General features: G+C 52.6%; 24 protein-coding genes and 1 other annotated feature. Of the genes, 21 read left to right on the top strand and 3 right to left on the bottom strand.

The annotated features are described in order from the left end of the window. Positions 1–165 precede the first annotated feature (165 nt). From nadD to leuS, 6 genes are all read left to right on the top strand, one after another. Positions 166–753: a nicotinate-nucleotide adenylyltransferase gene (nadD, locus tag A8990_RS03095; protein ID WP_116187628.1), complete on the top strand. Its 588-nt coding sequence runs from the start codon at positions 166–168 to the stop codon at positions 751–753. Next, the gene (yqeK, locus tag A8990_RS03090) at positions 743–1,321 is read left to right on the top strand and encodes a bis(5'-nucleosyl)-tetraphosphatase (symmetrical) YqeK (RefSeq protein ID WP_116187550.1); all 579 of its coding nucleotides are present in this window, start codon (positions 743–745) and stop codon (positions 1,319–1,321) included. The genes nadD and yqeK overlap by 11 nt, the downstream gene beginning before the upstream one ends. Beyond that, positions 1,321–1,668 (top strand): ribosome silencing factor, encoded by a 348-nt coding sequence (gene rsfS / locus A8990_RS03085; protein WP_116187549.1) that lies wholly within the window; start codon positions 1,321–1,323, stop codon positions 1,666–1,668. The genes yqeK and rsfS overlap by 1 nt, the downstream gene beginning before the upstream one ends. Next, positions 1,665–2,579 (top strand): CvfB family protein, encoded by a 915-nt coding sequence (locus tag A8990_RS03080; protein ID WP_116187548.1) that lies wholly within the window; start codon positions 1,665–1,667, stop codon positions 2,577–2,579. Before rsfS ends, A8990_RS03080 begins: the two co-directional genes overlap by 4 nt. A gap of 1 nt (position 2,580) precedes the next feature. Then, the gene (locus tag A8990_RS03075; RefSeq protein ID WP_116187547.1) at positions 2,581–3,351 is read left to right on the top strand and encodes a class I SAM-dependent DNA methyltransferase; all 771 of its coding nucleotides are present in this window, start codon (positions 2,581–2,583) and stop codon (positions 3,349–3,351) included. A gap of 70 nt (positions 3,352–3,421) precedes the next feature. Continuing rightward, positions 3,422–3,655, top strand: a binding site (T-box leader). A 76-nt stretch (positions 3,656–3,731) separates the two neighbouring features. Continuing rightward, positions 3,732–6,176 (top strand): leucine--tRNA ligase, encoded by a 2,445-nt coding sequence (gene leuS, locus A8990_RS03070; protein ID WP_116187546.1) that lies wholly within the window; start codon positions 3,732–3,734, stop codon positions 6,174–6,176. A gap of 76 nt (positions 6,177–6,252) precedes the next feature. On the opposite strand, the gene comER is transcribed toward leuS, so the two are convergent. Further along, positions 6,253–7,092 (bottom strand): late competence protein ComER, encoded by an 840-nt coding sequence (gene comER, locus A8990_RS03065; protein ID WP_116187545.1) that lies wholly within the window; start codon positions 7,090–7,092, stop codon positions 6,253–6,255. Between the two features lie 185 nt (positions 7,093–7,277). Between comER and A8990_RS03060 the strand changes: the two genes are divergently transcribed. The 3 genes from A8990_RS03060 to A8990_RS03050 all read left to right on the top strand — a co-directional run bounded on the left by A8990_RS03060 (position 7,278) and on the right by A8990_RS03050 (position 11,707). Beyond that, a complete protein-coding gene (locus A8990_RS03060) occupies positions 7,278–7,808 on the top strand; it encodes a ComEA family DNA-binding protein (protein ID WP_116187544.1) in 531 nt (176 codons plus the stop codon). A 116-nt stretch (positions 7,809–7,924) separates the two neighbouring features. Then, positions 7,925–8,443, top strand: a complete 519-nt coding sequence (locus tag A8990_RS03055; protein ID WP_116187627.1) for a deoxycytidylate deaminase — start codon at positions 7,925–7,927, stop codon at positions 8,441–8,443. A 645-nt stretch (positions 8,444–9,088) separates the two neighbouring features. Then, a complete protein-coding gene (locus A8990_RS03050) occupies positions 9,089–11,707 on the top strand; it encodes a DNA internalization-related competence protein ComEC/Rec2 (protein ID WP_116187543.1) in 2,619 nt (872 codons plus the stop codon). Between the two features lie 100 nt (positions 11,708–11,807). Here the strand turns inward: A8990_RS03050 and A8990_RS03045 are convergent, their stop codons facing one another. Next, a complete protein-coding gene (locus A8990_RS03045; protein WP_116187542.1) occupies positions 11,808–12,143 on the bottom strand; it encodes a hypothetical protein in 336 nt (111 codons plus the stop codon). 159 nt (positions 12,144–12,302) lie between these two features. On the opposite strand from A8990_RS03045, the gene A8990_RS03040 reads away from it, so the two are divergent. The 4 genes from A8990_RS03040 (at position 12,303) to holA (ending at position 16,547) form a co-directional block, all read left to right on the top strand. Next, positions 12,303–13,262, top strand: a complete 960-nt coding sequence (locus A8990_RS03040; RefSeq protein ID WP_116187541.1) for a D-2-hydroxyacid dehydrogenase — start codon at positions 12,303–12,305, stop codon at positions 13,260–13,262. Between the two features lie 255 nt (positions 13,263–13,517). Beyond that, on the top strand, positions 13,518–14,066 hold the full coding sequence (locus A8990_RS03035; protein WP_116187540.1) for an RNA polymerase sigma factor: 549 nt from the start codon (positions 13,518–13,520) through the stop codon (positions 14,064–14,066). Further along, positions 14,063–15,274, top strand: coding sequence for an anti-sigma factor family protein (locus A8990_RS03030; RefSeq protein ID WP_116187539.1), 1,212 nt, complete (start codon positions 14,063–14,065; stop codon positions 15,272–15,274). Before A8990_RS03035 ends, A8990_RS03030 begins: the two co-directional genes overlap by 4 nt. 250 nt (positions 15,275–15,524) lie before the next feature. Beyond that, positions 15,525–16,547, top strand: coding sequence for a DNA polymerase III subunit delta (holA, locus tag A8990_RS03025; protein ID WP_116187538.1), 1,023 nt, complete (start codon positions 15,525–15,527; stop codon positions 16,545–16,547). 67 nt (positions 16,548–16,614) lie between these two features. Here the strand turns inward: holA and rpsT are convergent, their stop codons facing one another. Continuing rightward, positions 16,615–16,887, bottom strand: a complete 273-nt coding sequence (rpsT, locus tag A8990_RS03020) for a 30S ribosomal protein S20 (protein WP_090573642.1) — start codon at positions 16,885–16,887, stop codon at positions 16,615–16,617. A 201-nt stretch (positions 16,888–17,088) separates the two neighbouring features. Here rpsT and gpr point away from each other — a divergent pair, with 201 nt between their 5' ends. The 8 genes from gpr (at position 17,089) to grpE (ending at position 25,893) form a co-directional block, all read left to right on the top strand. After that, positions 17,089–18,096 carry a GPR endopeptidase gene (gene gpr / locus A8990_RS03015; protein ID WP_116187537.1) on the top strand — a complete coding sequence of 336 codons (1,008 nt, stop codon included), beginning with the start codon at positions 17,089–17,091 and terminating at the stop codon, positions 18,094–18,096. 224 nt (positions 18,097–18,320) lie between these two features. Then, positions 18,321–19,679 (top strand): stage II sporulation protein P, encoded by a 1,359-nt coding sequence (gene spoIIP / locus A8990_RS03010; protein ID WP_116187536.1) that lies wholly within the window; start codon positions 18,321–18,323, stop codon positions 19,677–19,679. A 33-nt stretch (positions 19,680–19,712) separates the two neighbouring features. Beyond that, positions 19,713–20,183 carry a hypothetical protein gene (locus tag A8990_RS03005; protein WP_147306758.1) on the top strand — a complete coding sequence of 157 codons (471 nt, stop codon included), beginning with the start codon at positions 19,713–19,715 and terminating at the stop codon, positions 20,181–20,183. A gap of 66 nt (positions 20,184–20,249) precedes the next feature. Continuing rightward, positions 20,250–22,067 carry a translation elongation factor 4 gene (lepA, locus tag A8990_RS03000; protein ID WP_116187534.1) on the top strand — a complete coding sequence of 606 codons (1,818 nt, stop codon included), beginning with the start codon at positions 20,250–20,252 and terminating at the stop codon, positions 22,065–22,067. A 288-nt stretch (positions 22,068–22,355) separates the two neighbouring features. Beyond that, on the top strand, positions 22,356–23,513 hold the full coding sequence (gene hemW / locus A8990_RS02995; protein ID WP_116187533.1) for a radical SAM family heme chaperone HemW: 1,158 nt from the start codon (positions 22,356–22,358) through the stop codon (positions 23,511–23,513). A gap of 120 nt (positions 23,514–23,633) precedes the next feature. Beyond that, complete coding sequence (locus tag A8990_RS02990; protein ID WP_116187626.1) at positions 23,634–24,095, top strand: N-acetyltransferase; 462 nt, start codon at positions 23,634–23,636, stop codon at positions 24,093–24,095. Positions 24,096–24,247: 152 nt separating this feature from the next. Next, positions 24,248–25,273: a heat-inducible transcriptional repressor HrcA gene (gene hrcA, locus A8990_RS02985; protein ID WP_116187532.1), complete on the top strand. Its 1,026-nt coding sequence runs from the start codon at positions 24,248–24,250 to the stop codon at positions 25,271–25,273. Positions 25,274–25,320: 47 nt separating this feature from the next. Further along, positions 25,321–25,893 carry a nucleotide exchange factor GrpE gene (gene grpE / locus A8990_RS02980; RefSeq protein WP_425463876.1) on the top strand — a complete coding sequence of 191 codons (573 nt, stop codon included), beginning with the start codon at positions 25,321–25,323 and terminating at the stop codon, positions 25,891–25,893. Positions 25,894–25,932: the final 39 nt, after the last annotated feature.

Here is a 25,932-nt window from a genome sequence, read left to right as displayed (position 1 = left end):
GCATTAATGCTCGTTTTCGGAAAAAAAGCGCGCAAGCGCAGTGATTGTGCCTGGAGAGTTTACGTGCCGCAAGGCACATCACGGAGCGAAGCAGCACTACTTTTCACAGAAAACACGCTTTTTGTAATGTAATTTGTTTTCGCAGCGAGAGGAGAATTTACGTTGATTAAAGTCGGTTTTATGGGCGGCACGTTCGACCCGATCCATTATGGCCATCTGCTCGCCGCCGAATCGGCGCGTGAAGCTTGCGGTCTTGACGAAGTTTGGTTTGTTCCAGCCGGCCATCCGCCGCTTAAGGAAAACGGACCTCTTGCTGACGGGCCTACGCGTCTTGAGATGGTGTACCGGGCGATCGACTTTCAGCCGCATTTTCGCGCCATGGATGTCGAGTTGGATCGTGAAGGCACCAGCTTCACGATCGATACAATCAAAGAGCTGAACGAGCAGTATCCAGGACGAGAGTTCAGCATCATCATCGGCTCGGACCGTGTGAACGATCTGCCGAAATGGCACAACATCGAGGAGCTTGCGAAGTTGGTGCGCTTCATCGGCGTGACACGCGGCGGTGAAGACATGGAAGTCGACCAGCTTCCGGAGTACATCAAAGACAAGCTGACAGTGGTGAAAATGCCGCTCTTCGAGCTGTCCTCGACAGTGATCAAGGAGCGTATCGCAGAGGGTCGTTCCATTCGATTCCTCGTACCGGAGAAAGTCTATTCGTTTATTCGAAGGAATGAACTGTATGAAATTTAATCGTGAGCAGCTGATGGCATCGGTCAAGGCGGAAATGCCTGAGCGCAGATGGACGCATACGCTTGGCGTTATGGAGACGTCGGTGCTGCTTGCGGAGCGGTTCGGCTGCGATCCGGTTCGCGCAGAGCTGGCGGCGATTCTTCACGATGTGGCGAAGTATTGGGCAACCTCGCGGATGGAGACGATTATCCGGGAGGAAGGGCTGCCGAGCGACTTGCTCGAGTACGACAAGGAGCTGTGGCACGCGCCAGTAGGCGCTTTCGTCGCAGCACGCGATTACGGCGTCGATGATATTGAAGTGCTGGACGCAATCCGATATCACACCTCGGGCCGCGAAGGCATGACGCTGATGGACAAAATCGTCTGTCTCGCCGATTATATGGAGCCGGGCCGCGATTTTCCAGGTGTGCATAAAATAAGGGAAATAGCTGAGTATAGTGTGGAGAAGGCACTAATTGCAGGGTTTGATTCCACAATTTCATATTTGCTTCAGCAGGGAAAGCGGATCTATCCGCTGACGGTTGCAGCACGGAATGATCTCATACAACAAACACGGGAGGCTGAGTAATGACAGTAAATTCAGAGGAGCTTTTGCAAGCCGTTGTAGCAGCGGCGGAAGATAAGAAGGCGCACAATGTGGTTGCGCTCGACCTGAAAGGGATCTCGCTGGTCGCGGATTATTTTGTCATCTGCCATGGTAATTCGGATACGCAGGTTCAGGCGATTACGACCGAAATTCGCAAGCAGGCGGAAGCACGCGGCACGCGCGTGCGCGGCATCGAAGGCGCAGATACATGCAGATGGGTGCTTGTCGACATCGGCGACGTTGTCGTACACGTATTCCACCGCGATGAGCGTGAATATTACAACATCGAACGTCTGTGGTCCGATGCGAAGGTTGTGGAATTAGCATGAGTCTCGTGGCAGGCACGACACAGAAGCTGAAGCTGGCTCGTGAAGTATCGCCTTACGGCTACTTCATGACAGACGGCGAGACAGAGGTGCTTATGCACTATACCGAGCTCGTCGGCCATCGCCCGCAGATCGGGCAATTCTACGATGTATTTCTGTTTTTTGATTCGGAAGACCGCATCGCCGCGACGATGAAGAAGCCGCTTATCCAACTAGGAGAAGTGGCTAGACTTGCGGTTGCAGATATTCATCCTAAGATTGGAGCGTTTCTTGAGATGGGGCTTGGACGGCAGCTGCTGCTGCCATTGTCCGAGCAGCCTGAGCTGAAGGAACTGCGTCCTAAGGTCGGCGACGAGGTGCATGTCATTCTCGCGCATGACAAGATCGGCCGCCTCGTAGCGAAGGTAGCGTTCGAGGAAGAGCTGGCTGAGCTTGCTTTTCACGCTCCGACCTCTTGGCAGAATACATGGGTGGAAGGCTGGGTAACGAAGACGCTGAAGATCGGCTCGTTCGTCATGATCGACGGGGGCGTTCTCGGTTTCGGTGCATATGGCCTGATTCCCGCAGATGATCGGACAAGACTGCTGCGGCTCGGCGAGCGGGTGAAAGCGAGAGTGACTTTCGTTCGCGAAGACGGACGAGTCAATCTATCGATGCAGCAGCGCAAGGAAGTAGGCCGCGTGGAAGATTCCGACCGGATTCTCGCGTTCCTGAAGGAGCGTCCGAACGGCTCGATGCCTTACTCTGATGCCACTTCTGCAGATATCATAAAGCAGAAATTCGGCATTAGCAAAAGCGCCTTCAAACGCGCGCTGGGCAAGCTGATGCGCGATGGAGTTATATCGCAGGATGGCAACTGGACGAAGTTGACCGAACAGGCTGCTGCGGCTGAGAAGCAGGAGCAGGAGGACTAACATGGAAGCCTATCGGCAGTTTGCCACCGTCTATGATCGGCTGATGGCGGATATGCCGTATCCGCAGTGGCTGCAATTTGCGCAAAGCTGCTGGGAGCGGTACGGGACACCGCGTACGGTCGTTGATCTCGGCTGCGGAACCGGAAGTATCGCAATCCCGCTTGCTAGACAGGGCTATCAAGTTTATGCGATAGACTTGTCATCGGACATGCTGACTATCGGCCAGAGCAAATGGGACGATGCGCTGCGAAGCAGCGGGCAGCCGAAGGGAACGATTACGTGGCTGCAGCAGGACATGACGGAGTGGGGACTTGGCGAGCAAGTCGACTCGGTCATTTCCTTCTGTGATTGCGTGAATTACTTAACGGAAGAAGAAGATGTTGCCTCGGCAATTTCAGCGACTTATCAAGCGCTGAAGCCGGGAGGAGTGTTTCTCTTCGATGTTCATTCACCGAGGACAATCGAGCGTTACGCGAGCGAGCAGCCATTCGTCCTTGATGAGCCGGACGTGGCGTACATATGGACGTGCGAGCTTGATGAGGAACGAGTCGAAATCGAGCATCAATTGACGATCTTTGCTCGCGAGGAAGGACGAGGCGGAAGCTTCGCCCGCATCGAGGAAACGCATGTGCAGCGTGCTTACGATGCAGCTTGGCTGAAGGAATTGCTCCTAGGTGCAGGCTTCTCCAAGGTTGAACTTTTTGCTGATTTCCAGCTGGAACCGGCAGCGGATGAGTCGGAAAGGCTGTTTTTTGCAGCGATAAAAGGATGAACCTGTCGTTTCGGGGCGCTTTTCCTTGACATGGCATAAGCTGCTTATTTATAATCGAGCTATCTATTTCTAAATGGTGTTGAAGAGGAGCAGTAGCTTCGGCAGCGACTGGATCAGAGAGCCGGCGGTAGGTGCAAGCCGGACCAGCGTGAAGCGAACTCGCCTTGGAGCCGCACGTGAACCGTCATCATGACGATCAAGCGTGCCGTCTCGCCTGCGTTAAGGGCATAGAGTGAGCAACGGTAAAGAATACCGCTTGCTAACTAGGGTGGTACCACGGGAGCATAAACCTCTCGTCCCTAGCGATTACGCTGGGGGCGGGAGTTTTTTTATTTTCTCGCAAGAAAGAAGTCTGTATAGAGAAATGGGAGGCAATCGTTATGACACAGGAGCGCCAAGAGCAGCAGGGTTATAACCCGCTCGTTATTGAGCCGAAATGGCAGCGTTATTGGGATGAGTTCAAAACGTTCAAAACGACAGAGGATGCAGGGAAGCCGAAGTTTTATGCACTAGACATGTTCCCGTATCCGTCCGGCGCAGGCTTGCACGTAGGCCATCCGGAAGGCTACACAGCAACAGATATCGTATCGCGTTATAAGAGAATGCGCGGCTACAACGTCCTTCACCCAATGGGCTGGGACGCATTCGGCCTCCCGGCAGAGCAGCACGCTCTGGACACAGGCGAGCACCCGCGTGAAATTACGGTCAAGAACATCAACAACTTCCGCCGTCAGATCAAGTCGCTCGGCTTCTCGTACGATTGGGACCGCGAGTTCAGCACGACGGATCCGGATTACTACAAGTGGACGCAGTGGATTTTTATCCAACTGTTCAATAAGGGTCTTGCTTATGTAGCTGAGGTACCGGTGAACTGGTGTCCGGCTCTTGGCACTGTTCTTGCGAACGAGGAAGTTATTAACGGCCTCAGCGAGCGCGGCAACCATCCGGTTATCCGCAAGCCGATGCGCCAGTGGGTGCTTCGCATTACGGAATATGCAGAGCGTCTGCTCGAAGACTTGGAAGAGCTGGACTGGACAGAGAGCATCAAAGACATGCAGCGCAACTGGATCGGCAAATCGAAGGGTGCAGAAGTGACGTTCGCAATCGACGGCCACGACGCATCGCTCGTTGTGTTCACAACACGTCCGGATACGCTGTTCGGTGCTTCCTACTGCGTACTTGCTCCTGAGCATGAGCTTGTTGATGCGATTACGACAGACTCGCAGCGCGCTGCGATTAAGGATTACCAAGAGACGGCTGCACGGAAGAGCGATCTTGAGCGTACAGACTTGAACAAAGATAAGACTGGCGTATTCACAGGTGCTTATGCAGTGAATCCGGTTAACGGCGCACTTGTGCCGATCTGGATCGCGGATTATGTACTTGCAGGCTATGGAACTGGTGCAATTATGGCGGTTCCAGGTCATGACGAGCGCGACTGGGAATTTGCAAAACAGTTCAACCTGCCGATTATCGAAGTCGTTTCGGGCGGCGATGTGAACGAAGCAGCGTACAGCGGCGACGGCGCACACGTGAACTCCGACTTCTTGAACGGATTGAGCAACGAAGAAGCGATCGCACGTATGATCGAATGGCTGGAAGCAGAAGGCAAAGGTCAAGGCAAAGTGACGTACCGTCTGCGCGACTGGCTGTTCAGCCGTCAACGTTACTGGGGCGAGCCTATCCCGATTCTCCATTTGGAGGACGGCACAATGAAGCCGGTTCCGGTAGATCAATTGCCGCTGCTCTTGCCTGACGTGGATCAAATCAAACCATCCGGCACAGGCGAATCGCCACTTGCGAACGTGACAGAGTGGGTAGAAACAGTAGATCCTGAGACGGGCATGAAAGCTCGCCGCGAGACGAACACGATGCCGCAATGGGCGGGCAGCTGCTGGTACTATCTGCGCTTTATCGATCCGCATAACGATCAGGAGCTGTGCTCCAAAGAGAAGCAGAAGGAATGGCTGCCGGTTGACCTGTACATCGGCGGCGCCGAGCATGCGGTTCTTCACTTGCTGTATGCGCGCTTCTGGCACAAAGTGCTCTATGATATCGGCGTAGTTGATACGAAAGAGCCGTTCTATAAGCTCGTGAACCAAGGTATGATCCTTGGCACGAACAATGAGAAAATGAGTAAGTCTCGCGGCAATGTCATCAATCCGGATGATATCGTGAACGTTTACGGCGCAGATACGCTGCGGATGTACGAGATGTTCATGGGACCATTGGAAGCGACGAAGCCTTGGAATACGAACGGCGTAGAAGGCATGTACCGCTTCCTCGGCCGCGTATGGCGCTTGTTTATTGGTGACAATGGCGAGTTGGTCGAGAAGATCGGAGCAGATGCAGCCGGATCCGAGGCGTTCAAGCGCACATGGCACCGCACCGTGAAGAAAGTGACGGACGATTACGAGAATCTGCGCTTCAACACGGCGATCAGCCAATTGATGATCTTCGTCAACGACGCGTACAAAGCGGAATCGCTGCCGCGTGAAGCGATGGAGAGCTTCGTACAGATGCTGGCACCTCTTGCACCGCACATCGCGGAAGAGCTGTGGTCGAAGCTGGGTCATAACGACTCGCTCACTTATGCAGCTTGGCCAACGTATGAAGAGAAGTTCACGGTTGACCAAGAGGTTGAAATCGTCGTGCAAGTGAATGGTAAGATCATCGATCGCATCTCGATCGCAGCCGATACAGACGAAGCTGAGATGGAGCGAATCGCGAAGGAGTCGGAGAAAGTCGCGGAAGCGATTGCCGGCAAAACCGTTCGCAAACTCATCGTTGTAAAAGGCAAGCTCGTAAACATCGTTGTCGGCTAGTGAGCCAGCCAACTAACGAGCTCTAAGATAATGGAATGAAAAAAGAGGTGAACGACCTCTTGGCGCAAAGCATGCGCTAAGGGCCGTTCACCTCTTTGCCGTATAGTGAGACGGATACGCGTTCCAGATCCTCTTCGTATTTGGCGTGGGTGACGCGGATCAGTCGATTAAACACGCAATCGAGCTCTCGATTTAGCAAGGCAATCGCTTGTGCCGTGATACCGCCCGGCACACATACGCGGGCTTGCAGCTCCTCCGGCGTCATGCCGCCTGTCGTGAGCAGCTGACCGGTACCATGAAGCATCTCGGAGGCGACGACTCTTGCCTGATCGCGGGAGATGCCGGTTTCCTCAACGGCTGCATCGATGAATCGCTGCAGCAGGAACGCCATAATGGCAGGACCGCAGCTCGATAAGTCAGAGACGACTCGCTGATGCTGTTCTTCAATCTGAAGCGGCTCGCTGATATAGGAGAGCAGGCCATTAAGGCGGATGATGTCGGCATCGGTCATCCGATTGCCGTACATGCACAAGGTGACGCCGCTGCACATGTTATTGGTGATGCTCGGAATGACTTTGGCGATTTTGCAATTCAATTCATCTTCAAGCTGCTCGAGCAGCACGGGGCTTGTAATCGAGATCACTAGCTGGTGAGGAAGGACCACATCCCGGATCTGGTCCAGTACGTTCTTAAATTCCATCGGCTTAATGCATAGAAAAACAACGTCTTGATCGATGACCGCATCACGATTCGAAGGGACAGCCTGCAGGCCGGGATGGCGGTCGGCTAGTGCCATTGCTTTTGAGTAAGTGCGGTTGCTGGCGGTAATTTGCGATGGCTTCAGCGCTCCCGAACCGATAAACGTATCGATGAGCAAGCTGCCCATGCTCCCAATCCCGATAAACCCGACATTCATCGCAATCCCTCCTGTGGCGCTGTAGTATCCGTAGGATACGTTTGGCGCGGCATTCAGCACAGTTTGTTTCCAAGACAAAACATACGTAGATCAATCTATCGCTCTTACTACGGTATGCATGGCGGCAAGGCCAACATGACCGAATTGAGCATAAAAGATTTTGTTCGCTCCGGGGAGGTAGTTCGATGAGAACTCAAGCAAGGATGAAGCTAGATCCGCAGAAGCTGTTGATTATTGGTTTGCTCATTGCAGCTGTCGCGCTGGTGTGCACCGCTTTGTATCGGCCGGAGCGTGATGGACAGCCTGGCTGGGCAGCAGTGAATGAGCAGGTGAAGCAAACAATTGGGCCGATTGAGAAGGTTGCGGATAGTAGCGCAGATGCTGCTAAAAATGATGAAAAGAAGAGGCAGCAGACGAGGTCGAAGGTGAGTGCGAATGCGAGTGCAAGTGCGAGGGTGAGTGCTGGTGCAACTGGTGCAAGTGCGAAAGATGATGGTGGTGAGACGGTTTCATCTGATGGTAAGGTCGATATTAATCATGCAACGGTAGAGCAATTGGATGCTCTGCCGGGCATCGGCGCGTCGAAAGCGAAGGCGATTATGGCAGATCGGGAACAAAACGGATTGTATCATAGTGCCGATGATTTGCTCCGCGTCAAAGGAATTGGCCCGAAGCTGCTTGAGAAGCTGAAGTCTTTCATTGTTCTGCAGCCATGATTGTGCGACAATAGAAAGAATTAGCTTACTAATGATCATACGTTTTGGAGCCCGTACATGTGCAAAAGCTGGCGCAGAACTCTCAGGGAGGAAGACGAGTAGAAATGGCTATGAACATGCAAGACAACATGCGAAAAGACTGGGATACTTATTTTATGGACATCGCTTATATGGTATCGACTCGATCCAGATGCCCGCGCAGGCATGTCGGGACTGTCCTTGTACAAGGAAAGAAGCTGCTCGGTACCGCGTATAACGGCGCCCCGATGGGAGTCTCGGATTGCTCCGAAGACGGCTGCATGATCGTGGAAGAATACGAAATGCAGGTTGATGGCGATAAAGAGAAAATGATCAAAAAGCAGCGCTGCATCCGGACCATTCATGCGGAGCAGAATTTGCTGCTATTCACCGACCGGATCGACCGTGAAGGCTCGACCGTGTACGTGACAGACCAGCCATGCTGGACATGCGCGAACATGCTGGCAAACAGCGGCGTCGTCGAGATCGTCTATCACCGCGCGTATTCGAAGGACAGTGATAAGGTTAATGCACTTATGCAATTAAAAGGAATTACATTCCGCAATCTCGCCTCCTACGAGCCCCCGGCTCAAGCGGGCATGAACATTATTTCCTAGGCAATAACAGCTTTAATGAGGAAGAACCTCTGGCTGCATCTGGACTTTCCCGCGAGTGAGGGAGGGTTAGGTGAGGTTGGAGGTTTTTTTGTTGGAAATCCACATCTCAGCAGATGCATAAGCAGGAATGGCAGAGATGCAGATTTTTCAACATGGCTCATACCCTCTAGGGGTATTCATCATATTCGCTAACGGTTGTTTGAGCGGCTATTTCGTGAAAAACGCGTCTTTTGAAATGGTAACGGTTGTGACTGCGGCTATTTAGTGCGAAATACTCGATTCTCAGCGGGAAATCACCAAATAAAGCTCGCTGACAACCGTTAGAAAATTTAGATGGGCTTAAGGAGCCAATTAGGCGCCGTGACATCCGTTAGACTAGGATTGGATACCGCACATGAGGTGGAAAAGACGGAATTCCGGTTAAGAGTGGTACTGGATACCACACATGAGGTGGAAAAGACGGAATTCCGGTGAAGAGTGGTACTGGATACCACACATGAGGTGGAAAAGACGGAATTCCGGGAAAGAGTGGTACTGGATACCACACATGAGGTGGAAAAGACGGAATTCCGGTGAAGAGTGGTACCGGTTTACCACACATGAGGTGAATTGGTCGGGTTTTGTAGAAGAGAGGAGGGGCTGAGCATGGCGAGAAGGCCGCTTATTTGGTTTACGGTGTGCTGGGTGCTCGGCAGCAGCGCCGCTGCGGGCTTAACGAACCCCGGCACTTACTTGGCGGGGGCGGCTGTTTGGGCTGCACTGCTGGCGCTGATGCTGATGCGCCAAGCATCTTGGCAGTTGGCTGCCGCTTGCATGGCAGCCTTTGCTTGTGCGGCAGGGCAGCGGATGTGGGCAGATGCCCGCAATGTGACGGGACTTCCGGCAGCGCTTGCCTCCGCGGTGGAGGCTGTCCCGACGGGCTCTGTCACTTATCCGGCGCAGATAGCAGGCGTTATCGCTGCACCGCCGGAAGTGGATGGAGACCTTGTACAGCTGGTGGTGAAGGTCGACATGGTTAAGCTTGCGAGCGAGGCGCAGCGGCGAGAGCTAGGCGGTGAACGCATGCAGCTGCAGGTGCGGCTTGCGGAAGAGAGCGAGCTCGCGATCGCGGCCAAGTGGCGTCGCGGACAGCGCGTTACCGCGGCTGGCGAGCTGGCTTCGCCTGCCGCTGCCACCAACTTCGGCGGCTTCGACTACCGCCGATACTTGAACAGCCAGCGCATCCACTGGCTGTTCAGCGCAGACAGAGCCTCTGCGCTAACCGCCAGCGCCGGGCCGCGCTATAACGCCGCGGCGCTGCTGAAGGGCATGGATGCCGTGCGCGATGCGCTCGGCAGGCGTATGGACGCCCTGTACCCGGGCATCCAGGCCGGGTACATGAAAGGCCTCGTCATCGGCATAACCGATGATCTCGATCCCGCCTTATACCGCCAGTTCGCGCAGCTGGGGCTTACGCATATACTGGCCATCTCGGGCTTGCACGTCGCTGTCTTCCTCTATGTGCTCGGCGGCCTGCTGCGCATGCTTCGCATGACAAGAGAGCGCATGCTCCTGCTGCTCATTGCGGCCGTGCCGCTCTACGTGCTCCTCGCTGGCGCCTCGCCGTCGGTGGTCCGCTCCGGCATTATGGCGATGCTCGGCCTGGCTGCGGCGCGCATGCACAAGCTAAAAGACGGGCTGCATCTCCTTGCAGCCGCCGCGCTCGCGATGCTCGCGTGGGACCCGCATATGCTGGGAAACGTCGGCTTTCAGCTGTCGTTTCTCGTCACTGCGGGTCTCATCTTCGGCGTTACGCCGATCCGCCGCTGCTTACCTCGCGGCAAACACAAATGGCAGGCAGCGCTGCTGGATCTGCTAGCCGTCACGATCGTGGCGCAGGCGGTATCTCTGCCGCTCACTTTGTACTACTTCAATTCGCTGCATCTATTATCCACGCCAGCGAACCTCGTCCTGGTACCGTTTATCAGCTTCATTGTCATGCCGCTCGGCGGTGCATCCATGCTGCTGGACAGCATGTGGCATCCCGCAGGCATGCTCGTGGCACATACAGCGGCAATTGGAAATGAGCTCACCTTTGCATTCGTTGCAAAGCTGAGCAGCTGGAGCAGCTTCCGGCTCATCTGGGCGACGCCCCCGCTTTGGTGGGTAGTATCTTGCTACGGGTCTTTGCTGCTCGTTTTCTCGACACTGAACCGAATTCATCACCGAGAGATAACCGTTTCAACCGAGGAAGCGGGGAGCCATTCTACGTCATTCATCCAACTCGAACCTGCAGGCTCTCGCTTCAGAAGGCGGATAAACCAGCTGCAGCTCCTGTTCGGTTCAATATCATTAGCCGCTCTGCTCTTATGGGCATACAACCCGGATTTTTTCGACCGTCGCGGTTATGTTCAGTTTCTAGATGTCGGGCAAGGCGACTCTATTCTAATTCGTTCCGCTAGCGGCAAGCACATACTCATCGATGGCGGAGGGACTGTTCAGTTCGGCAATCGCGAGGCATGGCGGCAGCGCAGAGATCCTTACGAGGTCGGGCAGAAGCTGCTCGTTCCGCTTCTCCAGCAGAGAGGCGTTCATCATATCGATTTGCTCGTCCTATCGCATCTGGACAGCGATCATATCAAAGGGCTGCTGGCTGTCCTCACAAACATCCCGGTAAAAGCGATACTTTGGAACGGATCGTACAAAAGCTCCACTGATGCACTCACGCTGCTTCGTGCAGCACTTCATAAGAACATCCCGCTTTATCAAGCAAAAGCGGGACTTAGCTGGAGACTCGACTCGCATTCGAACGTCTCCATCCTTAACACACCGTTGCCCACTGATGAAGCTCTTACAAGCAGCATTCCCGAAGTAGACGAGCAGAATGGACACAGCGTCGGACTGCTTCTCCGACTGTACGACCGCCAGTTCCTATTCACAGGGGATGCAGACGTAGCGGAAGAACAGCAGATTTTATCAGAGCTTAAGCGGCTGAACTCAGCCTTTGCCAACACTACTAACACCACCATATCAACGCCAATCGACGTCATGAAAATCTCGCATCACGGCAGTAAGACTTCCACCTCCGATCAATGGCTAGCATTCTGGCAGCCTCATACAGCTGTCATCTCAGTCGGCCGCAACAATATATACGGCCATCCGGCCGACCAAGTAGTTAATCGCCTTGAAGCGGCGGGCATTCATATCAACCGCACCGACTTAGATGGCGAAATCCAATTCCGTGTCGGCTCTGACGGCAACCTGTCTGAGAGACGTAAACTATAACGATGGAGCTTTACCGCTATCTTCAGCAAACAGGCAGATCCGCACATCAAAAAATCCCCATGCACTAGTGAACGGGGACTGCATTTTAATCTTATGTAACCTATGAGCAAATCTTCTTGATCTGTTTCGCCAGCTCGATCCGCTGCTGCTTCAGATCCTCGATGAGCTCCTTGATCGTAATATCTTCATCAGAGCTTGCGCAAACTTTGCGCCTGGCGATAAGCTCCATCATTTTATGATTAACCGTGTTGAACTGCTCCCACAGCTCTTCCTTGGCTACATTCAGAGCTTCCTCACGAAGGAGCTGTTCCTTGTTTCGCATATCGATGAGCAGCTGCTGCTGCCATTCGATATCGCCGATTTGCACAGCGTAATTGTACATATCCAAATGATCGTCAACCCATCGCTGGTTCCATTGCTGACTGTTCTGATTCATGATGGCCTAACCCCTTTCGATGGCGATATACCTAGTATTATACTCGGGTTTAATAGGTTGTCCAATTGTTTTTTATGTTTTCACATCAAAAAAGGTGTTTGACACTGTCTGGCAGTGAATGGTAATCTTTGTGCACGATGAAGGAGGGAGGTATACAAGATGGCTACGATTGTTTCAGTACATCCATTCAAGGAAGCGCAGGTTAGAGCAATAGAAGCGGCTGCTCCAGAATTGACTTACATAGATGTTAGCAGCATGGAACAGGCTGGGGCAAGAGAGCGGCTCGCGCAGGCCGAAATTATTTTGGGCTTCAACAGAGATGTGCTCAAAATCGTCTATTCCGAAGGCTCGTCACTCAAATGGATACAAAATCTCGGCGCAGGCGTCGATCACATTCCGCTCGATAGAATCAAGGAGCGGGGCGTTACGTTAACGAACGCTTCTGGCGTTCATCCGTATCAAATCTCGGAATCGATATTTGCCATGCTCCTATCTTTGACTCGCCAAGTGCATGCTTATGTACGAAACCAGCAAGCCGGCGTTTGGCAGGGCGAGCCTGGAATGGGCGAAGCGCATCACAAGACAATTGCGATTCTCGGTGTTGGGGCGATCGGTCTAGAGACCGCGAAGATTGCCAAAGCCTTCAGCATGAATGTGCTAGGGATACGCAAATCCGGCGAGCCAGCTGAATTCGTAGATCATATGTATACGATGGATAAGCTGCACGAGGTTCTGGCTCAAAGCGATTATGTCATCAACTGCTTGCCGCTCACTAGCGACACGCGCCATCTGATCGGTAAGTCGGAGTTCGCTGCGATGAAGCGCACTGCTTGCTACATTAATATTGGAAGAGGCGCAACGACGGATACAGCTGCACTTGTCGATGCATTGCATAACGGCGTTATTGCCGGAGCGGGACTTGACGTATTCGAGCAGGAGCCGCTGCCTCAGGACCATCCGCTGTGGAAGCTGGAGCAGGTCATCGTGACGCCGCATATTGCTGGCGATACAGCGCTTTATATGGATCGGGCTCTTGATATCATTTTGGATAATTTGGCACATTATAGTAAGCAAGGAGCGCCTGCCCGCAACATCGTCGACTTGGAAGCTCAGTATTAATTCGAATTTAAGACAGTAACGCAGCATGCCGTACATCGACTGGGAGATTCCTGGCAGGGTGTACGGCTGTTCTGTTTTCTGCTATGCTTTTGAGGTAGTGTGCCAATAGGTGCAAAACCGCAGTTTTACTGAGAATTTCTGAGAAAATTCTGAGAAATTCTGTATACTTAAATTTCTATAAAGAATTTATAAAAGATTACTGCAACTTTATAACGAACCTTTCCGTCTATAAATGTGCATGAGGGGGGATCCTCCGTGGTAGAGCCAGGCCTAATAAAAGCCGCGCAAGCCGGCGATGGCGACGCTCTGATTACTCTATTGCGTGAGATTGAGAATCACGTCTATCGGACAGCCTACTATATTGTTGGCAATGAGCAGGACGCAATGGATGCGGCGCAAGAAGCACTTATACGAATTTATACGAAGATTGGAACCTATGAAGAGAAGGCACAGTTCAAAACCTGGGTGCAGCGTATCGTTACGAATATATGTATCGATAAATTCAGGCGGAACAAGCCGACTGTCTCGATTGATGAGCATGAGATGGTGTTCCAGGATAACACTTCGGTCGAGGGAGAGGTGCTCTCTACCTACGCAGCGCAAGATATTCGCAAGGCGATTGACAAGCTGCCCGAGCATCATAAGGCGGTCGTCGTATTGCGGTACTTGCAGGATTTTTCCTACAACGAGATAGCAGATTCGCTGGATCTGCCGCTTAATACGGTGAAATCATATTTATTCCGGGCAAGACAACAGCTGCAAACGTACTTGCATGACTATCAGAGAGGGGGTGTCCGAGGATGAATTGTCAAGAGGTGACAGAATATATGCAGCGTCAACTTGATGATGACTTGAATGGCGAAGAGACCGAAATCTTGATGACTCATACAAGGCATTGCCCAGAGTGTGCAGCGATGATGGATCGGCTTCAATTGCTTCACGATGGACTTGAGAATTTGCCGCAAGTAACGCCAAGCTACAGCTTGGTCGATGCGATACTGCCTCGTCTTGCAGAGCTTGATCTTCATGATGAAGCTGCAGAAGAAGATGCAACTATGGCTGAACCGGCAAAAGTATACCGTATCGACGAAGGCGTTCAGAGAGGCGCTAACAAACGGAAGTGGACCAACCGGTACTCGGTCAGCGCCATTGCTGCGGTCGCTGCTGTTGTTATTGTGTTCTTCCTGTTCAACAATAACTCGAACCATCAGAGCTTCGTCGCTTCCGATGATGCAGCGGTTGCGGATTCGACGTCATCAACGAATTCCAGTATGGATTCAAGCGACTCATCAGCAGCAGATGATAGCGCGGCGAATCAGAATACGGTTACGACGGAAAGTGCTGCCGATTCGGCAGACACAAGCGCAGCAACCGATTCGACGTCGAATAGCACGACAAATACGTCAAAAGCGTTAAAACTGAACAGCCATCAAGAATCGCGCAATGTGGATCCGGACGGGGAGACGATGCCACCGCTCGCGCTCAGCGATACGACTAACATCGCGCCGACTGCGAATGCAGCAGCGCCTAATGTTGAAGAGAGCGGCGGATCCGGCGATACAGCAGCCGCAAATTCGGATAGCAAATCCGATGGTGGTACATCGGCGGGATCAAATGCGAGTTCAAGCGATTCAAGCTCAATTGCTTCGAATGACAGCAATACAAACAGCACAGGTGCCGGTAAAGCATCTAACAACCAAGCTGGCGGGGCTAACTCGAGCGACGATAAGAAATTAGATAACAATTATATGGCGAATACCGTCATTGCATCGCCAATCTCACCGAATCAGCAATATCAAGCATTTATTGTGCAGGATCGGATTGAGATCTATACGGTGCAGGATAGTGTACTTGTCTTCCAAGGTACGAAGCACGCGGGTATTGCGAACTTGAAATGGTCAAAGGACAGCAAGGAGCTGACTTATGAAACGAAGGACTCGGATGGCACGAAGAGAATGTTCGCCGTCGAAGTGAAGTCCGCATCCGAACAGGAACAATCTAGTAAAAATTAATCCGGCGTATGCACACATGACGTGATGTTTGCGTATGTTGTAGAAGCAGGGAAGCAGTCAGTCAAATACGCTCCCCAAGACGATCGTATGACCATCCGACACCGGTACCATGGGCCGTTTGTGATCGGGTGTTTATATAGATGCTCGGGGACAAAGGGATGAAGCTGGAAACAGTCTTCATCCCTTTGTTGCGTTTTTGGCCGATTGGCGCTATCGTAAGTGTGTTGGTTCAAAGGGGAGTGAGTTCAAGATGGAGCTTAAGGACGCGCAGAAGGAATGGAAAGCTGGGCAGTTTCGCCCCGTCTATGTGCTATATGGGAAAGACCGTTACCGGATGAGGCAGTTCGTTTCTGCATTAACCGAAAGGCTGCTGCCGCCGGACGAGCAGGAGCTTGGCATCGTGAAATATGATACATCGGAGACTCCGGTCGAGGAAGTCGTAGCAGAAGCAGATACAATGCCGTTCTTCGCATCGCGGAAGCTTGTCCTTGTTCGGGACAGCTCTGTGCTGGCTGCTGCGCAAGGGAAGGAAGCGAAGATTGAGCATAGTACTGATTCGCTCATCGCTTATTTGAAGCAGCCCTGCGAGACGAGCGTCATCGTCTTTCAAGTGATGGCCGAGAAGCTTGACGAGCGCCGTAAAGTCGTCAAGCAGCTGAAAGAGCTGGACGCCCTCATACCGTTCCAGGAGCTGCAGGAGAACGAGCTGCTGCAATGGACCGTGAAGCGGGCGGAGGAGCAGGGACGCTCGATGAGCCGCGACGCAGCGCAGCTTCTGCTCGCCAGAACGGGCACCAGCATGCAGCAGCTCGCGCATGAAGTGGACAAGCTCTGTTTGCATGCGGGCAGCGGGGGCAGCATCAGCAGCGAGGATGTAGAGCAGCTTATCGCTTCAACGGTCGAAGAAGACGTATTCGCGCTCATTGACGCGATGGCTTCGCTGCAGGTTGAGCGGGCGCTGAAGCTGTACGGAGAGCTGCTCCTGCGCCGTGAGGAGCCGATCAAGATCGCTGCGCTCATTGCAAGGCAATTCCGCATCATGCTCCAAGTGAAGGAGCTGGAGCAGCACAATTACTCGCCTCAGCAGATGGCGGGGCAGCTCGGCTTGCATCCCTATGCCGTGAAGCTGGCTGCAGAGAAGGCGAAGCGCTTCAATGCGCAGACGCTCGGCAAGCATCTGAGCCGGCTTGCCGAGCTTGATTACAGCATGAAGACCGGCCGCGTCGACAAGACGCTGGGCTTGGAACTGTTCTTGTTATCGCTCGCCGCATAAAGGCGAGCAAATAAAAAAGTCCTGCTTCTCGTGAGAGGAGCAGGACTTTCAATTGTTCATGGATCGATTATGCTTGTGCGCTAAGTGCGTTCAGCTTTTTAGCCAGGCGCGACTTCTTGCGAGCAGCTGCATTTTTATGAATCAGGCCTTTAGTTACAGCTTTGTCCAGCTTCTTAGTAGCATTGATCAGAGCTGCTTTAGCAGCATCTACATCAGTTGCAACCACAGCTAGGTCAGCAGCTTTAACGGCCGTGCGAAGAGCTGATTTTTGCGAAGCGTTCAAAGCGCGGCGCTTCTCGATAGTCTTAACGCGTTTGACAGCGGATTTAATGTTTGGCATTGCATTCACCTCCTGTAAAAAGGGCAAACCCTTTGTAACAACACAACTTGACATAGTGTATCATGGGCAAGGACAAAAAGCAATAGCGCTTTACCGATGAATCCATGTGTACCAACGCGGTTTGTAAGCGGTATTGCCGAATAATTCATCCTGCCCCATCGCACAATAATAACAAACCGATGGAAGGAGCGCCCTTATTACATGAGCGAGCTTGATCTGCAGCAATTTAACCCTGGCATTGACTTGGCGCTGGAAGCGAAAGAATTAGCCGAATCCGGAGGAAAAGGACCGGTCCCAGGCGTCTTGTCGGACGTCTCGGAGGATGACGGCATTACGATAACGCGTTTGGAAGTGACAACGGAGGAAGGCTCCCGGATTATGGGCAAAATGATCGGGCATTACGTTACCTTCGAGGTGCCCGAACTGCGCAAGCAGGACACCGGCCTTCAAGATCGCGTCGCAACGAAGCTGGCGCAGGAGTTTGCCACTTTCTTGGAGCGGATCGGAGTCAGCAAGACGGCGAAAGTGCTGATCGTGGGTCTCGGCAACTGGAACGTGACGCCCGATGCGCTCGGGCCAATCGTCGTGGAGAACGCGCTTGTGACGCGGCACTTCTTCGAGCTGATGCCGAACGAGGTTGCGCCAGGCTACCGCAACGTGAGTGCTGTAGCGCCTGGCGTCCTCGGCATTACGGGCATCGAGTCGAGCGAGATCGTGCAAGGGATCGTGGACCGGTCCAAGCCTGATCTGATAATTGCAATTGACGCGCTTGCTTCCAAAGCGCTGGAGCGGGTCAATACGACGATCCAAATAGCGGATACCGGCATCCACCCAGGTTCGGGTATCGGCAACAAGCGGCGCGGGCTAACGAAGGAGATACTAGGCGTGCCTGTCATTGCGATCGGTGTTCCGACGGTGCTCTATGCTTCCACGATTGTGAGCAACAGCATCGATCTGATGCGCGAGCATCTGAAGAAACATGCCAATAATGCGGACAGCAAATTCCTCGGACTGCTCGATTCCATCGACGAGAACGAGCGGCTGCAGCTGGTACGCGAAGCGCTTGGCCCGCTCGGGCATGATTTGCTCGTGACCCCGAAGGAGATCGACCAGTTCATCGAGGATATCGCCAATATTGTCGCGAGCGGCCTGAACGCTGCACTGCACGAAGCCGTCGACAAGGACAACGTAGCGGCTTATACGCACTGACACAGCTTAACTGCTGTATGGAAGCTCCACCTGCCAAGATGGCGGGTGGGGCTTTTTTGCTGCGAGGGGAAGAGGCGACTCTATTAAACTCGCAATTCTAGTAAATTGCATTCGAACTCTATTAAACTTTCGGTTCTATTAAATCATTCGCCTACATAAAGTGATACTAGCCTCGTGCTCAAGGGAATCCCCGCCATAACGGATTTAGGAGGTAAGGAAGCAAAATGAAGCGATTGATTATGACGTTTAACCTTGGAAAGAGCAGTCTTCGCTTGCGTCAGCTGCTCGTAACGGCCCGTACCTTTGCCCTGTTGTCACTCGGATCGATGATCCTTGTTCTTGTAGTTGGAATTGGCGTCATTATACATGAGAAGACGGCGAGCTCGCCGATCTCCTCGATGAGAGGCTTCACCTCTTCGGTTTCAAGCGGATTGTTCTCGGACATGCTGGCGATGGAGATGCCGGGCAATGGAGAAGAGAACAAGAAGTGGTCCATCACAGGTAGGCAGGTAAGTACCTTCCTCCTCAGAATGCTCACAGACATTAATCCTGCTGACCCGCTTAGTTTGCTGGCAAGCGAGTATCCGGGGCTTGGCGGAGAGAGCAGCGTCATCCTGCGATCTGGATCAGGTACAGGAAACGGTGCGACGTCAGAGGATCACGACATCGTTCCGCCGGAAGGCGATGAGGATCCGGGCAGCTTAATCGGCGATTCGGATCGGCCGGATCACCCGGCGGGAGATTTGACAGAGGATGGCGGTTCGAACGGGAAGGCAGATGATACGGCTGATGATTCGTCTAATGATTCGGCTGACAAGCCATCTGATGAACCGGCAGATAATTCGAGTACAGATGATACGCCTGCTGTACCTGACAAAGGCACGACGGAGACAGACACTGGCAAGACGCCAACGACAGATGAGCCAGCCAAGCCGACTACAGGCGGACGCAACGTCATCTTTATCTATTCCTCGCACAATAGGGAATCATGGTTCCCGGAAGTTACAAGCAAGAAGCTTGCGGAATCGCCGACTAAGAACGTGACACTCTTAGGCAAACGGCTCGCATCACAGCTCAAGGCTGGCGGCATCGGAACATTGCAATCCTCCACAGATTACTCGACGACGGTTAAAAATTACAATTGGCTCCTATCCTATAAATATTCGAAACAAACGGTCGTGAGCGCGATGGCGAAAGACAAGAACCTTAGCTACTTCTTCGATATCCACCGCGACTCGCTCGGCCGGAAAAATACGACAGTCACCATTGACGGCGTTACGTATGCGCAAGTGTTCCTCGTCATCGGTCTTGCGAATCCGCACTGGGAACAGAACGAAGCGCTCGCGAACAAGATTCATGAAGAGCTCGAGAAGAAATATCCAGGCCTCTCGCGCGGCGTGCTTGGCAAGACGAAGGCAAGCGGCAACGGCGAATATAATCAGTCGCTGTCCCCGCATAGCGTGCTGATCGAAGTCGGCGGTGTGGACAACACGCTGAAGGAGTCGTACCGCACGATTGACGTTTTGGCCAAAGTGATCTCGGACATTTATTGGGATGCTGAGAAAGTATCCACTTCGAAATAAATTAATACCCTACTAGGAAAGGTGAGAATGATTATGCGCCGGAATTCGTTGAAAATGGCAATCGTCGGAGGAGCAGCAGCGCTTGTAATTCTGTTCGGTATCGATCTCGCTTCTAGCGGAATCGAGCGTATTTATGGACCGGTTAATGGCGCGGGCGGCGCGGAAGCGGTCAATCCGCAAGCGGGCATGACTTCGACGATGCTGCCTGCAGATTCATCCGGCACCGTGACGCAGAAGGAGCAGCTGCCTGAAAATCAAATCTATATCGTGCCTGAGCGCCGCACGGTTGCAGATGCTCAGCATGGACGGACGGATGAAGAGATACGCCGTGCGTACGAGCTTAAGCTGCAAGAGGAGCTGAACAAGCGGCTGCCTGGAGTTCCTGATCTGAAGAGCGAATCCACGGTCAATAAAGTAGCAGACGGCACGGCTGGAGCGCTGCAAACGATCTCGTCGAAAGGGATCCGGATGGTCGTTTCATTTTTCGAATCGGTAACGGATTGATGGTATTCAGGCAAACTGATATAATAACAAGAATGATTAGCAATAAGGTTCCTCTGGGGGTTAAGCATGTCGGACGTACGTGAACGGCAAAAGAGAATTAGAAACTTTTCAATTATCGCCCATATTGATCATGGGAAATCAACACTGGCAGACCGGATTCTTGAATTTACCGGCGCGCTCTCCTCGCGTGAAATGCAGGAGCAGGTGCTCGACCAAATGGATCTCGAGCGCGAACGCGGCATTACGATAAAGCTGCAAGCTGTACGACTGGGTTATAAAGCCGATGACGGCGAAGAATATATCCTTAATTTGATCGATACGCCGGGACACGTCGACTTCACATACGAAGTTTCGCGAAGCCTTGCGGCATGCGAGGGCGCGCTTCTCGTTGTTGACGCAGCGCAAGGGATTGAAGCACAGACCCTCGCGAACGTGTATCTCGCACTAGACAACAACCTGGAGATTATCCCGGTGCTTAACAAAATCGATCTGCCGAGCGCAGAGCCTGAACGTGTGAAGCAGGAAATCGAGGATGTTATCGGTCTGGATGCAAGTGACGCGGTACTGGCGTCGGCGAAGGCCGGCATCGGTATTAAAGAGATTTTGGAGCAGGTCGTTACGAGAGTGCCGGCGCCTACCGGCGATCCGGACGAGCCTCTGAAAGCACTTATCTTCGACTCGCACTACGACCCGTACAAGGGCGTTATCGTGTACGTGCGTGTCATGGACGGCAGCATCAAAGCAGGCAAGAAAATCCGCTTCATGGCGACAGGCGCAGAGTTCGAGGTTATCGAAGTCGGCGCGTTCATGCCGCGCATGGGGATTGTAGGCGAACTGGCTGTCGGCGACGTAGGTTTCGTCGTTGCGGGCATCAAGAACGTGAAGGATACGCGTGTCGGTGATACGATTACCGATGCGAAGAAGCCTGCAGTTGAAGCGCTGCCGGGCTACCGTAAGATTAACCCGATGGTATTCTGCGGTCTGTATCCGATTGAAACGCAAGATTACAACGACCTTCGCGATGCGCTCGAGAAGCTTGAGCTTAATGATGCATCGCTTCGTTACGAGGCTGAATCCTCGACAGCGCTTGGCTTCGGCTACCGCTGCGGATTCCTTGGCCTCCTGCATATGGAAATTATTCAAGAACGGATCGAGCGTGAATTCAACATTCCGCTTATCACCACGGCGCCAAGCGTAGTCTATCGCGTTACGTTAACCAATGGCGAAGTGCTGGAGATCGACAACCCGTCGAACTATCCGGAAGTCGGCAAGATCGAATACGTGGAAGAGCCATATGTGAAAGCGGCGGTTATCGTTCCGAACGATTTCGTCGGCGCGATTATGGAGCTTTGCCAAGGCAAACGCGGCGAATTCGTAAACATGGAGTATCTGGACACGAACCGCGTAACGCTGACGTACGATATCCCGTTGTCCGAGATCGTCTACGACTTCTTCGATCAACTGAAATCGAGCACGAAGGGCTACGCATCGTTCGACTACGAGCTATCCGGCTACCGCCAATCGAAGCTCGTGAAGATGGACATCATGCTCAACAACGAGATGGTCGATGCGCTGTCCGTTATCGTTCACCGCGATCGTGCGTACAACCGCGGCCGGATCATTTGCGAGAAGCTCAAGGAGCTTATCCCACGTCAAATGTTCGAGGTGCCTGTACAAGCGTCAATCGGCAACAAAGTCATCGCGCGTGAGACGGTTAAGGCGATGCGGAAGAACGTTCTTGCCAAGTGTTACGGCGGTGACATCAGCCGTAAACGGAAGCTGCTTGATAAGCAGAAGGAAGGCAAGAAACGCATGAAACAGGTGGGCAGCGTAGAGGTTCCGCAGGAAGCATTTATGGCTGTGTTGAAGATTGACGAAGACTAGTTGAGTTGTGAAGGGGAAGGCCTGCTGCCAGTGATGGATTCCGCTCGCTGTTGTAATTCTGATTCCTTTTGGATCATATAAGACATTTATATGTTGGAATCAGATTACAAAGGCGCAAATGATTTAGCGTGGTAAGACCACGCAAATCATTTCGCCTAGGCGACCACTATCGTTGCTCCATTCCATCACTGGCCTCCGGCCAACTCTTCACAAGCATTTTAAAGGGAGCATAAGAGCTCCCTTGTTTTTATTTCAAGGGAGCTCTGCATTGGAGGGAAGACAAGAACTATGCTTACGCATGCGCCTCGGGCGCTTTATATTCATATCCCTTTTTGTACGAACAAGTGCCATTATTGTGATTTCACTTCGTACGTGCTGAAGGGGCAGCCGGTCGATGAGTATCTGGATGCTTTGGAGCGGGAGATGGCAATGACGGCCCAACTGCTGCCTCCTGAAGAGATTCGTACGGTGTTTGTCGGCGGAGGGACACCGACTGTATTGACACCGCCTCAGATGGAGCGGTTCCTCGCGTCGGTGAAGAAGTACTTCCCGATTCATCCTGATGCGGAGTTTTCGATGGAAGCGAACCCGGGCACGGTCGATATCGATAAGCTGCATGCCATGAAAGCTGGCGGTGTGAACCGGATCAGCATGGGCGTGCAATCCTTCGATAATGGACTGCTGGAGCGAATCGGACGCATTCACAATGTGGATGACGTGTATCGCAGCATCGAGAATGCGAGAATGGCTGGCTTCAACAACCTGTCGATCGACCTCATGTTCGGTCTTCCAGGCCAAACGGTTGAGCAGCTGTCGGACAGCGTTGCTCGCGCGCTTGCGCTGAAATTGCCGCATTACTCGCTTTACGGCTTGAAGGTCGAAGAGAACACATTGTTCCATAAGCTCTATGAGCGTAACGAGCTGCCTCTTCCATCAGAAGATGATGAGCTTGCGATGTATATGCATCTGATTGCTACGCTCAAGGGAGCAGGCTTCCAGCATTATGAGATCAGCAATTTTGCCAAGCCCGGCTTCGAGAGCAAGCATAACATCACGTACTGGCGCAACGAGCCGTACTACGGACTCGGTGCGGGTGCGCACGGCTACGCCAAAGGCGAGCGCCATATTAACATTAAGGGCATCCAGCCATTCATCGATGCTTCATTAAATAGGCTGCCTCGTCTGGAGACGAATCCGGTGCCTGAGCGCGAAGCGATGGAAGACTTCATGATGGTCGGCCTGCGGATGCTGGAAGGCGTCAACAATGACGATTTCGCGCGGCAGTTCCCCGGTCTGACGATCGAGAGCGAGTTCGGCGAGCAGCTCGAAGCGGTTCTCGCACAAGGGCTGCTGGAGCATACGGAGGAGCGGGGCGGAGGCTACCGATTGTCTGAGAAGGGCATTCCGCTGGGGAACGAAGTTTTCGGCGCTTTCATCGGCGAATAATGTGTTCTTCGTTACGTGAATTAGTACTTGTGAACCCAGGTGCATTGATGTATATTTATTCATATTAATGCTGGAAATATTATTTCGGAGTAAGGTTGGAGGCGAGTGCGAGTGCAAGCGTTGCAAGCGGTATGCAGAAAGGCGACCGAAGACGATGTAGATGTATTAGTGGATTTAATAGCGGGTTACGCCGAGAAAGGGATTATGCTGCCGCGATCACGCGAAGTGCTGAAGCGCCAGATCCAGACTTTCGTCGTTGCCGAGGTTGGCAGGGAAGTCGTCGGCTGCGGTTCGCTCACCCAGCTTGGCGCTGATCTTGTAGAGATTCGCTCGCTCGGTATATCCGAAGGCTACAAGGGGCTTGGTATCGGCAGTAAGCTTGTCGATCAGCTGATCATTGAAGCGAGAGAGCAGAACATTCCGAAGATCATGGCGCTGACCTATGAAGTCCGCTTCTTCGAGAAGAACGGCTTTACGGTCGTGAACAAAGAGATTTTCCCGGAGAAAGTATGGACTGATTGCGTTCATTGTCCGAAGCAGGACCGCTGCGATGAGATCGCGGTACTGAAGATGCTCAATTAGCGTACACAAATTGTACGTTTTATAGATGTCCCGAAAATGCCGAACTGACTTGACAATCGATAAGTCGGTTTGGTATTTTTGTATTAATGATTAGCACTCATCGATAACGAGTGCTAACGACGGAAGAACGATAACGAATTGGAGGGACTGCGATGTTAACTGAAAGGCAGCGAATGATTTTGAACGTCATCATTGATGATTATATCCGCTCGGCGGAGCCAATAGGTTCTCGCAGTATTTCGAAACGAAGCGATGTCAGCTTCTCCCCGGCGACAATCCGGAACGAGATGGCTGATCTGGAGGAGCTTGGGTTTCTGGAGCAGCCCCATACGTCAGCTGGACGAATCCCATCCATTAAAGGTTATCGTTATTACGTCGATCACCTCGTACGTTTAAGCGAGGTTAACGATCAGGACGTTCAGAAGGTTCGTTCCTTCTTCACGGAGAAGATGAACCAGATGGAGCAGATCATTCAGCATGCGGCAAGTATCTTGTCCAACTTGACGAACTATACGAGCATCGTGCTGGGACCTGAGACGTTCACGAATTCGCTGAAGCATTTCCAATTGGTGCCGATCAGCGAAGACGCGGCGGTGGCGATCATTGTGACGAACACCGGCCACGTCGAGAACCGCACCATTTCCATTCCGGCTGATATGAGCATGGATGAAATGCAGCAGGCTGTTAATATTTTGAATACGAAATTGATCGGCGTGCCGCTGGCAAGGCTGAAATCGAAGCTGTACACCGAAGTCGGCCAAGAGCTTGGACGCTATGCGGAACAATGCGAGAAGCTGCTCGGGGTATTGGATGAAGCGCTGAAGAGTGAAGACGACCATCGCGTGTTCTTGAGCGGTGCGACGAACATGCTGACGCAGCCGGAGTTCAAGGATGTCGACAAGGTTAAAACCGTGCTCGACCTGCTCGATGAGACGCCAACCATTATGCAAATGTTCAGTTCGCTTCCGAGCGGTATCGCGGTTCGGATTGGGACGGAGAATACCCATGAGGCAATTAACAATTGCAGCTTGATTACAGCAACGTATTCGGCACATGGACACCAGCTTGGCACGATAGGCATTCTCGGTCCGACAAGGATGGATTACGCGAAAGTCATTAGCCTGCTCGATCTCTTATCGAAGGATATGGCAGTACTGCTCAGCCGATGGTACAAATGAGCATTGAAGTGTAACACAGGGATTATTTTCAGGAGGTGCAAGCGCTCGTGTCTGTGAATGAACAGCATACAGAAGAGGAACATATCAATGAAGTGAACAATGCTACCGCTGACGAACAGGAAGTGGCAGCAGAGGAAACAGCGCAAGAAGGCGCAGAAGTCAGCGCAGAGGATTCCCGTATTGCCGAGCTGACGAAGCTTGCGGATGAGAATCAGCAGCGTTACTTGCGCGCGCAAGCGGACTTCGATAACTTCCGCCGCCGTACGATGAAGGAGAAAGAAGATCTCGCCCAATACGCTTCGATGAAGCTGATCACTCAGCTGCTGCCGGTTGTCGACAACTTCGGTCGCGCGCTGGAAGCTGCGAAGAGCGGCGGCGATGTTGAATCCTTCTCCAAAGGTGTAGATATGATTTTCCGCCAATTCGAGCAAGTGCTTGAAGCAGAGGGCCTGAGAGCTATGGAATCTGTAGGCCAGCCGTTCAACCCGGATTTCCACCAAGCTATTATGCAGGTTGAGTCCGATGAGCACGAAGAAGGCATCGTTGTGGAAGAAGTGCAGAAGGGCTATGTGCTGAAAGATAAAGTGCTGCGTCCCGCTATGGTGAAAGTGAGCGGATAACGTTCAGCTGCCTATATATACTTAAATTTAATGAATAAA

Source organism: Paenibacillus taihuensis (genome assembly GCF_003386535.1).
GTDB classification, from domain to species: domain Bacteria; phylum Bacillota; class Bacilli; order Paenibacillales; family Paenibacillaceae; genus Paenibacillus_Z; species Paenibacillus_Z taihuensis.
This window is presented reverse-complemented; position numbering and strand designations above follow the sequence as displayed.